We start from the raw sequence: 13,282 nt of genomic DNA, 5'->3' as shown, positions 1-13,282 counted from the left end.
CCTGGTGATAGAAAGAGTCAACACAACCGCTAAAAATTTATGTTCCCGACACGAAGGCCGGTGTGGACGAAACAACACGCCTCGATCACCTGGATCGCCGTCTCGTCGCGGCTCTCCAGGTGAACCCCCGCGCCTCGTGGGGCGAGATCGGGCGGGCGCTGGGGGAGCACGAGCGCACCGTCGCGCGGCGGCTCCAGCGCCTGCTGGGACTGGGCGCGGTCACCGTGACCGCGATCTACGACGACCTGCGCTGCGGCCTGGGCACCCCCGTCCACCTGCACATCCGCACCGACCCCTGCGGCGTGCACGACGTGGCGGGCGGGCTCACCGGGCGCGAGGACACCCGCTCGGTCTACGCGGTCACCGGGTCGGCCGACGTCTGCTGCGAGCTGGTCGTGCCGCGCGAGCGGCTGCACGACGTGCTCAGCCGCGAGGTGCCCTCGACCGCCGGGGTGCGCGAGACGCGCACGCAGGTGGTCATGCGCACCTTCCGCACGGTCGCCGAGTGGCACGCGCCCCTCCTCCGCCCGGCCGAGGTGGAGGCGATGCGCGCCACGCTCACGCCGCCCGCCCCCGAGCTGCCCGAGCACGTCGAGCTGTCCGCGGCCGAGCGCCGGATCGCCGGCCTGCTCGTGGCCGACGGCCGCATCGGCGTGACGGCCGTGGCCGACGCGCTCGGGGTGTCGGCTCCGACGGCCGGCCGCCGCCTGGCCTCGCTGCTCGAACGCCGCGTGGTCCACCTGCGGGCCGAGGCCGAGCCCGCGCTCCTCGGCTTCGGCGTCGAGGCCCAGCTCTGGCTGTCGGTGCGGCCCGCCGGGCTTGAGAGAGTGGGTACGGCCCTCGCCGCCTGCCCCGCCGTACGCTACTGCGCGGCGACGGCGGGGACCGCGACGATGATCGTCCAGGTCTGCGTGGCGCATGAGGCCGAGCTGTACGGCTTCATCACCGAGGTCGTGGGCGGGCTGGACGACGTCGCCGACGTGAGCGTGACCCTGATCACCCGCGCCTACAAGCGCGGCTACCTCCGGAAGATCGGATATATGACGAAGGAGCCGGCATGACCAATCCCGTACCGTCCGCACAGGACGAGGTCGTCGAGATCACCTCCGAGCTGATCCGCATCGACACCAGCAACTACGGCGACGGCTCGGGACCGGGCGAGCGCGCCGCGGGCGAGCGGGTGATGGAGTGGCTCGCCGAGGTGGGCGTCCAGGGGACGTACATCGAGAGCGCCGAGCGCCGCGGGAACGTGGTCGCGCGGATCGAGGGCGCGGACGCGAGCCTGCCGCCGCTGCTCGTGCACGGTCACCTGGACGTGGTGCCCGCGCAGGCGTCGGACTGGCGGGTCCACCCGTTCTCCGGCGAGGTCGTGGACGACTACGTCTGGGGCCGCGGGGCCGTGGACATGAAGGACATGAACGCGATGATGCTCGCGGTCCTGCGCCAGATGGCGCGGGAGGGGCGGCGGCCCCGGCGCGACATCGTGTTCGCGTGGCTGGCCGACGAGGAGGCCGGGGGAGAGTACGGCGCCAAGTACCTCACCCGGAACCACCGCGACCTGTTCGAGGGCGTGGAGTACGCCATCAGCGAGGTCGGCGGCTACTCGTTCGAGGTGGACCCGTCGCTGCGGCTCTACCTGATCGAGACCGCGCAGAAGGGCCTGGCCTGGATGCGCCTGACCGCCGAGGGCCAGGCCGGGCACGGCTCGATGATCAACAAGGACAACCCCGTCACCGAGCTGGCCGCGGCGCTGGCCCGCCTGGGCGACCACGACTGGCCGGTACGGCTCACGCCCACGGTCCGCCGGTTCCTCGAGGAGGTCGCGGACGCCCTCGGGCTGGAGTTCGACCCGGAGAACCCCGAGCCGGTGCTGGACAAGCTCGGCCCGCTCGTGCGCTTCGTGGGCGCGACCCTGCGCCACACGGCCAACCCGACCCGCCTCGACGCGGGCTACAAGGTCAACGTGATCCCCGGCCACGCGCACGCCGAGGTGGACGGCCGGTTCCTGCCCGGCTTCGAGGACGAGTTCTTCGCGCAGGTGGACGAGCTCCTCGGCCCCAAGGTGCGGCGCGAGTTCGTGCACCACGACATCGCCCTGGAGACCTCCTTCGACGGCCCCCTGGTCGAGTCGATGATCGCCGCGCTGAAGGCCGAGGACCCGTCGGCGCGCGCCGTGCCGTACTGCCTGTCGGCCGGCACCGACAACAAGTCCTTCGCGCCGCTCGGCATCCGCGGCTTCGGCTTCGTGCCCCTGCGCCTGCCCCCGGAGCTGGACTTCGCCGCCCTCTTCCACGGCGTGGACGAGCGGGTCCCGATCGACGCCCTCCGCTTCGGCGTCCGCGTCCTGGACCGCCTCCTCACGGCGTACTGACCCGCGGCCGGCCTCTCCGAGCGCCGATCGCCCGCTCTCCCGGGTGATCGGCGCGGGAGGGACGGCGCGGCGGAGACGGGCGCGAGGCGGCGCGGGAGAGACGGCGGGGGAGGCCGCGGGAGAGCGCCTGCGGGGACTTACGGGATGTAAGGGGGATCGGGGAAGGGCCGACAGGTTGAGGGGTGCGTTCATGGACGCCACCTCGGATACTCGGAGCATGTCGGACCTGCTTGCGCGCCATCGTGCCGTCATCCCCAACTGGGTGGCCCTTTACTACAACGAGCCCATCGAGATCGTCAGCGGCAAGGGCAACCGTGTCGTGGACGCCGAGGGCCGGACCTATCTGGACTTCTTCGCCGGGATCCTGACCAACATGATCGGCTACGACGTGGCCGAGGTGCGGGAGGCGGTGGAGCGGCAGCTCCGCACCGGCGTCGTGCACACGAGCACGGTCTACCTGCTGCGCGGGCAGGTGGAGCTGGCGGAGAAGATCGCGCGGCTGTCCGGGATCGAGGACGCCAAGGTGTTCTTCACCAACTCCGGGACCGAGGCCAACGAGACGGCGCTGCTGCTGGCGACGTACGCCCGCAAGACCGACCAGGTCCTGGCCATGCGGCAGAGCTACCACGGCCGCTCGTTCGGCGCGATCTCCGTGACGAGCAACCGCACCTGGAAGAACAACTCGCTGTCCCCGCTGCAGGTGCACTTCCTGCACGGCGCGGACAAGCACCTGTCGCGGTTCCGCGACCTGTCGGACGCCGACTACATCAAGGTCTGCGTCGAGGACCTGCGCCACCTGCTCGCCACCGCCACGTCGAAGGACGTCGCCGCGCTGATCGCCGAGCCGATCCAGGGCGTCGGCGGGTTCACCATGGCCCCCGACGGGCTGTTCGCGGCCTACAAGGAGGTCCTCGACGAGGAGGGGATCTACTTCATCTCCGACGAGGTGCAGACGGGCTGGGGCCGCACCGGGCAGAGCTTCTTCGGCATCCAGAACCACGGGGTCACCCCGGACATGATGACCTTCGCCAAGGGCCTCGGGAACGGCTTCGCGGTCGGCGGCGTCGTGGCGCGGGGCGAGCTCCTGGACGCGCTCCACGCGGTGGGCCTGTCCACGTTCGGCGGCAACCCCATCTCCATGGCCGCCGCCAACGCGACGCTGGACTACGTCCTCGACCACGACCTGCAGGCCAACGCCGCCAAGACCGGCGAGATCATCATCGGCGGGCTCAAGGCCGCGGCCGGCCGCTTCCCGATCCTGGCCGACGTGCGCGGCAAGGGCCTGATGTTCGCCATCGAGCTCCAGGACCCCGCCACCGGCGAGCCCTCTCCCCAGATCGCCGCGCGCATGATGGAGGAGACGAAGAAGGGCGGCCTGCTCGCGGGCAAGGGCGGCCTGTACGGCAACACGCTGCGCATGGCGCCCCCGCTCACGCTGACCGTCGAGGAGGCGCACGAGGGGCTGGGCATCCTCCTCGCCGCCCTGGAGACCGTGAACGAGGAAGTGTCGAAGTGAAGCGCGTCACCCACTGGATAGCCGGCGCGGCCTCGCCGGGCGCGGGCCGTACCGCCGACCTCTTCGACCCGGCGACGGGCCAGGTGTCGGGCACGGTGGACCTGGCGTCGGCCGCCGAGGTGGACGCCGCCGTCGCCGCGGCCGTCGCGGCCTTCCCGGCCTGGCGGGACGCCTCGCTGACGAAGCGGTCGCAGGTGCTGTTCCGGTTCCGCGAGCTGCTGGTGGCGCACCAGGACGAGCTGGCCGCGCTGATCAGCGCCGAGCACGGCAAGGTGCACTCCGACGCGCTTGGCGAGATCGCCCGCGGCCTGGAGGTCGTGGAGTTCGCCTGCGGCATCCCGAACCTGCTCAAGGGCGGGTTCTCCGAGAACGTCTCCACCCGCGTGGACGCCTACTCCATCCGGCAGCCGCTCGGCGTGGTGGCGGGCATCACGCCGTTCAACTTCCCGGCGATGGTGCCGCTGTGGATGTTCCCCGTGGCCATCGCCTGCGGGAACGCGTTCATCCTGAAGCCGTCGGAGAAGGACCCCTCCGCGTCCCTGCTGCTGGCCCGGCTGTGGCGGGAGGCGGGGCTGCCCGACGGCGCGTTCGGCGTCGTCCAGGGCGACAAGGAGGCCGTGGACCGGCTGCTCGTCCACCCCGACGTCCGGGCCGTCAGCTTCGTCGGCTCCACCCCGATCGCCCGGTACGTCTACGAGACCGGCACCGCGGCGGGCAAGCGGGTGCAGGCGCTCGGCGGGGCCAAGAACCACATGCTGGTGCTGCCCGACGCCGACCTGGACCTGGTGGCCGACTCGGCGGTCTCGGCGGGCTTCGGCTCGGCGGGCGAGCGGTGCATGGCGATCTCCGTGGTGCTGGCCGTGGAGCCGATCGGGGACGAACTCGTGGACAAGATCGCCACACGCGTGCGCGACCTGCGGGTCGGCACCGGCGACTCGGACATGGGCCCGCTCGTCACCCGCGAGCACCGCGACAAGGTGGCCTCCTACCTGGACCTCGGCGTCCAGGAGGGCGCCAAGCTGGTCGTGGACGGCCGCGAGTCCGCCCCCGAGGGCGACGGCTTCTGGCTCGGCCCCACGGTCTTCGACCACGTCCCGCCGGGCTCGCGCCTCCACCGCGAGGAGATCTTCGGCCCGGTCCTGTCCGTCGTGCGCGTCAGCTCGTACGAGGAGGGCCTGCGCCTGATCAACGAGGGCGAGTACGGCAACGGCACCGCGATCTTCACCAACGACGGCGGCGCCGCGCGGCGCTTCCAGAACGAGGTGGAGGTGGGCATGGTGGGCATCAACGTGCCCATCCCGGTCCCGATGGCGTACTACTCCTTCGGCGGCTGGAAGTCCTCCCTCTTCGGCGACACCCACGTTCACGGCGCGGAGGGCGTGCACTTCTACACCCGGGGCAAGGTCGTCACCTCCCGCTGGCTCGACCCGAGCCACGGCGGGGTCCACCTCGGCTTCCCCACCAACGCCTGACCCGCCCCCGATCCGCTCCGCCCCCGATCCGCTCCGCCCCCGATCCGCCCCGGTCCGCCTCGCCGCCGTCCTCCCTCCGCCGGCGCGGGCGGGCCGCGGCGCGTCCGCGCCTTCCCCGGTCACCGTTGCGGGCGAGATCCCGCTCGCCTAACTTTGACTTTGTCAAAGATTGATCGCGTCGACGACGGGCGGCCCGCATGGATCTGGAGAGCTTCGCCGAGTCCCTGGCCGCCCCCGCGGTGCCGCCGCACCTGAGCTGGCGGCCGGAGCTCGTACGGCCGGAGCCCGGCGAGCGCGACGCGCTCACCCGGCTGTGCGCGGCGCACGGCCTCACCGTGGTGGACACGATCGAGCGCCAGGCGGCCGAGCTGGCGGCGGTCCGCCTGCCCGGGGCGTCCGCCGCCGAACGCGCCCGGTACGCCGCCGGGGTCCTCGGGGAGCGCCCCGAGGCGTACGGCACCTGGGTCCACCTGCCCTGGAAGGCGCGGGTCGTCCACGTGCTCGCGCCGGAGGACTACACCGCCGTCGTGACGGCCAGGAACCAGCTCAAGATCACGGCGGCGGAGCAGCGGGTGCTGGCCCGCAAGCGGATCGGCGTGATCGGGCTGTCGGTCGGCGGCGAGGCGGCGGTCACCCTCGCCCAGGAGCACCTGTGCGGGCGGATCGCGCTCGCCGACCACGACGCCCTGGACCTGTCCAACCTCAACCGCCTGGGCGCGGGCGTGGACGACCTCGGCCTGCCCAAGACGCGCCTCGCCGCCCGGCGGATCGCGCTGCTCGACCCCTACCTGGAGGTCGAACTGCACGAGGACGGCGTCACCCCGGGCAACGCGGCGGCGTTCCTGGACGGGCTGGACCTGCTCGTGGAGGAGTGCGACGGGCTCGCCGTGAAGCACCTCGTGCGCGAGCTCGCCCGCGACCGCGGCCTCGACGTGGTGTACGCCGCCGACGAGCGCGGGTTCCTCAGCGTCGAGCCGTACTCCGCCCACCCGGGCCTCGCGCTCTTCCACGGCCTGGCGGACGGGGCGGCGGCGCGGGGGCCGTACCTGGACGGGCTGGTCGCGTGGCTGGGCGGCGCGGACGCGCTGTCGGAGCGCTCGCGCCGGTCGCTGGGCCTGATCGGGCGCGACCTGTCGGGGTATCCCCAGCTCGCGGGGGAGGCCCGGTTCGCCGCCGGGCTGCTCGCGCACGTCGCGCGCCGGCTGCTGCTGGGCGAGCCGGTGCCGCCCTTCCACGGCCACCTGGACCTCGCCGAACTCCTCCCCGGAACCTGAGCGGCACGCCCCCGGCCCTCGCACGGGGGCACGCCGCGACGCCGTACTCCGGCCAGGAGGGGGCGCGGCGACCCCGGCATGGCTACCCTGCTGGGGTCAGGAAGCACGGCGAGGGGGATTCTCAAGCGTGAAGAGGCGGCTGGCGGTTGCGGTGGCGGCGGCGGTGCTGGCCGCGGGGTGCTCGGCCGCGCCCCAGGAGGGGGCCGGCAAGCCCGGCGTCGGCGGCGCGCCCGGGCTGCCCGGGGCCGCGGGGGTCTCCACGTCCCTCACGCCGGGCCCCACCCGGAGCCCGGCGCCCTCGCTGGGCCCGGCGGAGGGCAAGCTGAACCTGGTGGCGCTGTCGAACGGGTCCGTGGAGGCCGGGTTCAGCGACTCCAAGGTGGACTGGGTCACGCCGTTCCAGCGGGAGACCGGGTGCCGGGTGACGCTGCGCCTGGTGGAGGACATGGAGCAGCTCGGCGAGCGGTTCGACAGGTACCGGTACGACGCCGTGCTCGCCCCGCCCGCGCTGGCCGACCGGCTGATCGAGCAGCGCGGCGTGGTCCCGCTCAACACCGACCTGGTGGACCGGTACGACGACCTGGTGGAACGGCTGCGCGACCTGAGCGGCGACGACGACCACCACTACGGCGTGCCGTACTCCTGGGGGGTGAACACGCCGCTGTCGGACCCGGCGAAGGTGAAGCAGGGCGGGGCCGGGCAGGTCTTCGCCCCTCCGGCCGCGCTCCAGGGCAGGATCGTCATGCGCGACGACCCGATGACGATCGCCGACGCCGCGCTCCACCTCAAGACCGCGCGCCGCGACCTGGGCATCAAGGACCCCTACCAGCTCACGAGCCGCCAGTTCGAGGAGGCGGTGGAGCTCCTGACGCGCCAGCGCGACGCCGTGCGCCTGTACTGGCGGCAGCCCGCCGAGGTCGTGGAGGCCTTCGCCGGGGGCGCGGCGGTGCTCGGCATGGCCACGCCGTACCACTACGACGTGCTCAAGCGGGCGGGCAGGTCCGTGGCCGTGCCGCCCGACCCGGAGGTCACGGGCTGGGCCGACTCCTGGATGATCTCCAGCCGGGCGGAGAACCCCAACTGCGCCTACCGGTGGCTGTCCTGGACCACCTCGCCGGACGTCCAGCGCCAGATGACCCGCTGGAGCGGCCTGGCACCGGCCAACCCGAACGCCTGCGGGCAGGAGCCGGTGCGGACGTCGTGCGCGGCCTACGGCATGACCGTGGACGGCGTGGACAAGCGCCGGCTCGACCGGATCGCCTTCGCCCACAGGCCTTCTCGTGATTGCCGGGGCGCAGAAGGGGAATGCACTGACTACCCCACGTGGGCCGACCGATGGCGGCAGATCGTGAAGTAGGCGTTTTCAGACCACCGGTCGCGGACGGCGCCCGACCCCCCGCTGGGTGCCGTCTGCCTGGGGCGCTCCGGGTCCTCCCCCCGAGCCCGGAGCGCCCCCCTTCTCATCTCCCGGCCCGGCGCGGCGGCGCCGTGCCATCGCCGCCGCACGCGCGCCCGTGCCGTCTCGCTCCGCCGTACGGCACGGCGCGCGGGCCCCGGGGACGGGCCGGGGCCGCGGGGACCGGGGTCAGGGCAGCGCCGCGCGGATCCGGGGGGAGGGGATCAGGTGATCCGCCGTCTGGAGGGCCGGGGCGCAGTCGTCGCAGGCCAGCACCACGGCGTGGGAGGGAAGACGGCCCACGCGGATCTTGGGCCGGGGCCAGCGCCGATGACACACCACGCACGCGTCGCCGTAGCGTTGCGCCTCGGTGAGCCCAGCGGGGTCGAAGGGCAGCAGTCCTTGCACCGAATCAACCGGCTCGCCGCTCATCACGCTCCTTCGCACGGTTAGTGGCAGCCGCGTACCGTTATAGCGTGATTACTCTTGGTGATCGACCACGGGTGCCCAAAGATGCGGCAAACCTTGCGATCACCCCTTTTCGGCCCCGCTCGTCAGACCCTCGGTGAGCATCCGCTCGGCGAGGAAGAACAGCACGACGATCGGCAGCGTGAGGATCACCGAGCCCGCCATCAGCACGGTGGCGGGGATCTCGATGCTGCCCGACAGCCGGGCGAGGCCCAGCGAGACCGTCCAGTTGGCCGGGTCCTCGGTCAGGAACAGCAGCGCGAACAGGAACTCGTTCCAGGCGATCATGAAGACGTAGAGCGCGGTCGCGGTGATCGCGGGCATGGCCAGCGGGATGCTCACCCGCCACACCACGCCCAGCCGGGAGGCCCCGTCCACCGCCGCCGCCTCCTCCACGCTGCGCGGCACGGTCTCGAAGTAGTTCCGCAGCATGTAGATCGACACCGGCACCGTCTGCGAGATGTAGACCACCACCAGCGGGTAGATCGACCCGCGCAGCCCCAGCAGCGACAGCAGCACGAACAGCGGGATCGCCAGCACGATGCTGGGGAACAGGTAGACCGCCAGGAACAGGAAGTGCACCTGCCGCCGCCCGGAGAACCGCAACCGGCTCACGGCGTACGCCCCCGGGATCGACACCAGCAGCGTCGCGATCACCGTGAGCACGGCGAGCACGGCGCTGTTCCGCATGAACAGCAGGAAGCCCTGGCCGCCCTCGTCCATCGACCTCAGCACGTCCACGTACGTGCTCGCGGTCAGCTCGCCCAGCGACGGCCACAGCCGGCCGGGGGCGAGCAGCAGCGCCTGGATGCTCCGGAACGACAGCAGCACCATGTAGTAGAACGGCACCAGCGTGACGACCAGGAAGAACGCGACCGTCAGCCACCGCAGCACCCGCAGCGCCGCGGTCTCGACGCGCTCGCGGCTCCACCGGGCGCCGTACGCCGGGGCGGTGCGCTCGCGCACGCCGTACGACGGGGTCATGAGGGGGTCTCCTCGAAGCGGCGGGCGAAGAACGCGAAGTAGATCCCGAGCAGCACGACGAGGGCCACGGCCAGCACCATCGCCTGCGCGGCGGCCTCGCCCACGTCCGCGCGGGCGGTGAGGAGCTGGAACACGCGCACGCTGACCACCTCGGTGCCCGCGCCGCCCCCGGTGAGCAGGTAGATGTCGTCGAACTCGTTGAACGTCCAGATGAACCGGAGTACGGCCAGCAGCGCGATCACGCTGGTGAGCTGCGGGAACGTGATGTGCCTGAACCGCTGGAGCGGCGTGGCCCCGTCCACCCTGGCCGCCTCGTCCAGGTCGCCGGGGATCGCCTGGAGCCGCGCCAGCAGGAACAGGAACGCGAACGGGAAGTACCGCCAGGCCTCGAACGCGATCACCGTGGCCAGCGCGACGCCCTCCTGCGACAGGAACGGGATGGCCCGCTCCCAGCCCAGCAGCGACGTGCCGATCTCGTTCACGACGCCGAACTGCGGGTGCAGCATGACCTCCCACACGAACGTCACCGCCACCACGGGCGCGACGTACGGCAGGAGCATGGCCGCCCGCACGAACGTCCGGCCCCGGAACGGGCGGCGCACGCACAGCGCGGCGGCCAGCCCGAGCAGGATCGACAGCGTCGTCCCGGCCACCGTGAAGATCAGCGTGGTGCGCAGGGCCTCGGCGAAGTTCGGCGAGGACAGCACGCGGGAGAGGTTCTCCAGCGTGTAGTTCCCGAACAGGCCGACCTGGCGGATGTTGATCAGGCGGACGTCCTGGAAGGCCAGCATCAGCGTCCAGAGCACCGGCAGCACGACCATCACCAGGACGGTGACGAGCGTGGGGGAGAGGAAGAGCCAGCCCGCGCGCGCCTCCCGCGCGCGTAGGCTCACCGCAGCTCCTTCTGGATCTGCTCCACCTGCCTCTGCGCCTGCGCGGCGGCCTGCTCCGGCGTCATCCGGCCGCTCACGGCGTCGCTGACGGCCTTGGGCACGGGCAGCTCGCCGAGCGTCGCGCCGAGCAGCTTGCCCTGCCCCTCCTTCAGCCCCCACCGGTCGATCTCGGAGACACCGGCGCGCAGCCCCTCGATCACCTCGGGCGGGTAGAAGTCCGACATCGGCTTCTTCTCGTCCACCCCGACCGGCAGCCGCGCCCACTCCGAGACGAACCGCTCGGGCTCGGTCGCGGTGCCCTTGCGCAGCGGGAACCGGCCCTCCGGGGTGATCTTGATCCAGTCGAGGTAGCCCTCGTTGCCCATGTACTGCAGGAAGCGCTTGGCCGGCTCGGTCGCGCCGCCCTTCAGCACCGCCCAGGAGGAGACCTCCCCGAAGCCCCCGGGGCCGCTCGCGTTCGGGCCGCGCAGGGCGGTGACGAAGCCGCTGTTCCGCGCCAGGAACGCGGGGTCCTTCGCGCACTGCGGGCAGGTCGGCAGCGCGTCCTTCCGCAGCCCGGCCATCTCGTCGAGGATGAACGGCGACCACACGACCATGGCCGCCTTGCCGGCGAAGTAGGTGGCGCGGGTGAAGTCGTCGTTCTGGTTGCCCTTGACGGAGTACTTCCCGGCCAGGTCGGTGTAGAGCCGGAACGTCTCCACGCACGCCGGGGAGCCGATCGTCACCGTGCCCCTGGCGTCCACCAGCTCGCAGCCGTTGCCGTTGGCCAGGAACTCGAAGGTCTGCTCGGTGAACGCCTCACCGGGCGTGGTGGCGAGGGTGATCCCGGCCACGCCGCCCTTGTTCAGCTTGGCCGCCGCGTCCCTGAGCCGGTCGTAGGTCTCCGGGGGCGGTAGCTCGGCCTTCTCGAACAGGTCCTTGCGGTAGACGAGGAGCTGCGTCCAGGCGTCGAACGGCACCGCGGCCGGCTTGCCCTCGTACCGCGTCAGCCGTACGGCCTGGGCGTCGAAGGAGCTCGGGCCGAGGGCGTTCAGGACCGCGCCGGTGGCCTCCTGGTCGATGAGGTCGTTGGTCGCCATGAAGTGCACGGCGGCCAGCGGGAGCGCGCCGATCACGTCGGGCAGGTTCCCGGCGGCGGCGTTGGCGGTGAGCTGCTGCTGGAGCTGGTCCTCCGCGACGGAGACCAGTTTCACCTTGATCCCGCTGGCCTTGGTGAACCCGTCGACGATGCGCTGGGTGGCCCGCACGCGGTCGGCGATGTCCTCGTTGAGCCACAGCGTGATGCTCTTGTCCCCGGAGTCGCCACCCCCGCCGCCGCAGGCGGCGAGCGGCAGCAGCAGCGACGCGGCGAGGAGGGCCGCCATCCGTCTCTTCACGCCCATGAGCCGTCCTTCCCGAGAGGCCCCCGAGCTTCAAGGCAGATGAGCACGTTCCCCTTGATCGCGAAACTATGCCCTCCTCCAGCGTCCCCGAAGTCAGCCTCCCTGAACAGCCGTGATGTGCGCGGAAAACGCCTTCTCCAGAAGCGTCAGGCCCTCTTCGAGAAGATGGTCCGGAATGACCAGCGGGGGCAGGAAGCGGAGCACGTTGCCGTACGTCCCGGCGGTCAGCACGATCAGGCCCTCGGCGTGGCAGCGCCGGGCGATCGCGGCGGTGGCGGCGGGGTCCGGCTCCTTCGTGCCCGGCTTCACCAGCTCGATGGCGATCATCGCGCCGCGCCCGCGCACGTCGCCGATCAGGTCGTGCCGCCCGGCCAGCGCCCGCAACCGGGGCAGCATGATCTCGCCGATGCGGCGGGCCCGCTCGACCAGCCCCTCCCGCTCGATGGTCTCCAGCACGGCCAGGGCCGCCTCGCAGGCCAGCGGGTTGCCGCCGTACGTGCCGCCGAGGCCGCCGACGTGGACCGCGTCCATCAGCTCGGCCCGGCCGGTCACGCCCGCCAGCGGCAGCCCGCCCGCGATGCCCTTGGCGGTGCAGATGATGTCGGGCACGATGCCCTCGTCCTCGCACGCGAACAGGTGGCCGGTGCGGGCGAAGCCGGTCTGCACCTCGTCGGCGATGAACACGATGCCGTTCTCGCGGCAGAAGTCGGCGATGAGGCCGAGGAAGCCGCGCGCGGGCACGACGAAGCCGCCCTCGCCCTGGATCGGCTCGATCACCACGGCCGCGACGTTCTCCGCGCCGATCTGCTTGGTGATCTGGTCGATCGCCTGGGCCGCCGCCTCCGTGGCGCAGTTCTCCGGGCCCGTCGGCCAGCGGAAGGGGTACGCCATGGGCATGCGGTACACCTCGGGGGCGTACGGCCCGAAGCGGTGCTTGTACGGCATGTTCTTCGCGGTCAGCGTCATCGTGAGCAGCGTCCGGCCGTGGTAGCCGTGGTCGAACACCACGACCGCCTGCCGCCCGGTCGCGTGCCGCGCCACCTTGACCGCGTTCTCCACGGCCTCCGCGCCGCTGTTGACCAGGAACGTGCGCTTCTCGTGGTCGCCGGGCGTGAGCGCGTTGAGCCGCTCGCACACCTCCACGTACGACTCGTACGGCGTGACCATGAAGCACGTGTGCGTGAACTCGCCCACCTGGTGGCGCACCCGCTCCACCACCCGCGGGGCGGCGTTGCCCACGCTGGTCACCGCGATGCCGGAGCCGAAGTCGATCAGCGAGTTGCCGTCCACGTCCTCGACGACGCCGCCGCCCGCCCGCGTCACGAAGACGGGAAGGGTCGTGCCCACGCCCCCGGGGACGGCGGACAGCTTGCGTTCGAGCAGCTCACGGGACCGGGGACCGGGGATCTCGGTGAGCAGGCGGCGCTCCTGCGGGAGGTTCTGAGGGGTCATGCTCCGACCGTACGGCGGGCGCGGCGGGGGGCCATACGTCGCATCGGCGAACTTGCCGCATCCTGTTATCCAAG

Annotated in this window: 11 protein-coding genes; 6 read left to right on the top strand and 5 right to left on the bottom strand. The window is 72.1% G+C overall.

Translation table 11 applies throughout. The annotated features are described in order from the left end of the window. Positions 1–62: 62 nt before the first annotated feature. The 6 genes from D5H75_RS36900 (at position 63) to D5H75_RS36870 (ending at position 7,990) form a co-directional block, all read left to right on the top strand. Positions 63–1,061, top strand: a complete 999-nt coding sequence (locus D5H75_RS36900; RefSeq protein ID WP_119931249.1) for an Lrp/AsnC family transcriptional regulator — start codon at positions 63–65, stop codon at positions 1,059–1,061. After that, positions 1,058–2,371 (top strand): M20/M25/M40 family metallo-hydrolase, encoded by a 1,314-nt coding sequence (locus D5H75_RS36895; RefSeq protein ID WP_119931248.1) that lies wholly within the window; start codon positions 1,058–1,060, stop codon positions 2,369–2,371. The genes D5H75_RS36900 and D5H75_RS36895 overlap by 4 nt, the downstream gene beginning before the upstream one ends. 217 nt (positions 2,372–2,588) lie before the next feature. Beyond that, the gene (locus D5H75_RS36890) at positions 2,589–3,887 is read left to right on the top strand and encodes an aspartate aminotransferase family protein (protein ID WP_119931247.1); all 1,299 of its coding nucleotides are present in this window, start codon (positions 2,589–2,591) and stop codon (positions 3,885–3,887) included. Further along, positions 3,884–5,359, top strand: coding sequence for a CoA-acylating methylmalonate-semialdehyde dehydrogenase (locus D5H75_RS36885; protein ID WP_119931246.1), 1,476 nt, complete (start codon positions 3,884–3,886; stop codon positions 5,357–5,359). The genes D5H75_RS36890 and D5H75_RS36885 overlap by 4 nt, the downstream gene beginning before the upstream one ends. 197 nt (positions 5,360–5,556) lie before the next feature. Further along, a complete protein-coding gene (locus D5H75_RS36880; protein WP_119931245.1) occupies positions 5,557–6,633 on the top strand; it encodes a ThiF family adenylyltransferase in 1,077 nt (358 codons plus the stop codon). Between the two features lie 127 nt (positions 6,634–6,760). Further along, a complete protein-coding gene (locus D5H75_RS36870) occupies positions 6,761–7,990 on the top strand; it encodes an extracellular solute-binding protein (RefSeq protein WP_202638874.1) in 1,230 nt (409 codons plus the stop codon). 228 nt (positions 7,991–8,218) lie between these two features. Here the strand turns inward: D5H75_RS36870 and D5H75_RS36865 are convergent, their stop codons facing one another. The 5 genes from D5H75_RS36865 to gabT all read right to left on the bottom strand — a co-directional run bounded on the left by D5H75_RS36865 (position 8,219) and on the right by gabT (position 13,208). After that, positions 8,219–8,461, bottom strand: coding sequence for a hypothetical protein (locus D5H75_RS36865; RefSeq protein ID WP_119931242.1), 243 nt, complete (start codon positions 8,459–8,461; stop codon positions 8,219–8,221). Between the two features lie 99 nt (positions 8,462–8,560). Then, a complete protein-coding gene (locus tag D5H75_RS36860) occupies positions 8,561–9,481 on the bottom strand; it encodes a carbohydrate ABC transporter permease (protein WP_119931241.1) in 921 nt (306 codons plus the stop codon). After that, on the bottom strand, positions 9,478–10,374 hold the full coding sequence (locus D5H75_RS36855; RefSeq protein ID WP_242454736.1) for a carbohydrate ABC transporter permease: 897 nt from the start codon (positions 10,372–10,374) through the stop codon (positions 9,478–9,480). Before D5H75_RS36855 ends, D5H75_RS36860 begins: the two co-directional genes overlap by 4 nt. Then, positions 10,371–11,756, bottom strand: coding sequence for an ABC transporter substrate-binding protein (locus D5H75_RS36850; RefSeq protein ID WP_119931240.1), 1,386 nt, complete (start codon positions 11,754–11,756; stop codon positions 10,371–10,373). Before D5H75_RS36850 ends, D5H75_RS36855 begins: the two co-directional genes overlap by 4 nt. A 93-nt stretch (positions 11,757–11,849) precedes the next feature. Further along, positions 11,850–13,208, bottom strand: coding sequence for a 4-aminobutyrate--2-oxoglutarate transaminase (gene gabT, locus D5H75_RS36845; protein WP_119931239.1), 1,359 nt, complete (start codon positions 13,206–13,208; stop codon positions 11,850–11,852). Between the last annotated feature and the right edge of the window lie 74 nt (positions 13,209–13,282).

The sequence above is a fragment of the Bailinhaonella thermotolerans genome (genome assembly GCF_003594875.1).
Classification (GTDB): Bacteria; Actinomycetota; Actinomycetes; order Streptosporangiales; family Streptosporangiaceae; genus Bailinhaonella; species Bailinhaonella thermotolerans.
Note: the sequence above shows the minus strand (reverse complement) of the source record. Positions and strands in the feature narration are given on the sequence as shown.

Coding starts and splice junctions, on each gene's coding strand:
- D5H75_RS36895 (WP_119931248.1), top strand. CDS start 1,058: ATGACCAATCCCGTACCGTCCGCACAGGACGAGGTCGTCGAGATCACC.
- D5H75_RS36890 (WP_119931247.1), top strand. CDS start 2,589: ATGTCGGACCTGCTTGCGCGCCATCGTGCCGTCATCCCCAACTGGGTG.
- D5H75_RS36880 (WP_119931245.1), top strand. CDS start 5,557: ATGGATCTGGAGAGCTTCGCCGAGTCCCTGGCCGCCCCCGCGGTGCCG.
- D5H75_RS36865 (WP_119931242.1), bottom strand. CDS start 8,461: ATGAGCGGCGAGCCGGTTGATTCGGTGCAAGGACTGCTGCCCTTCGAC.
- D5H75_RS36860 (WP_119931241.1), bottom strand. CDS start 9,481: ATGACCCCGTCGTACGGCGTGCGCGAGCGCACCGCCCCGGCGTACGGC.
- D5H75_RS36850 (WP_119931240.1), bottom strand. CDS start 11,756: ATGGGCGTGAAGAGACGGATGGCGGCCCTCCTCGCCGCGTCGCTGCTG.
- gabT (WP_119931239.1), bottom strand. CDS start 13,208: ATGACCCCTCAGAACCTCCCGCAGGAGCGCCGCCTGCTCACCGAGATC.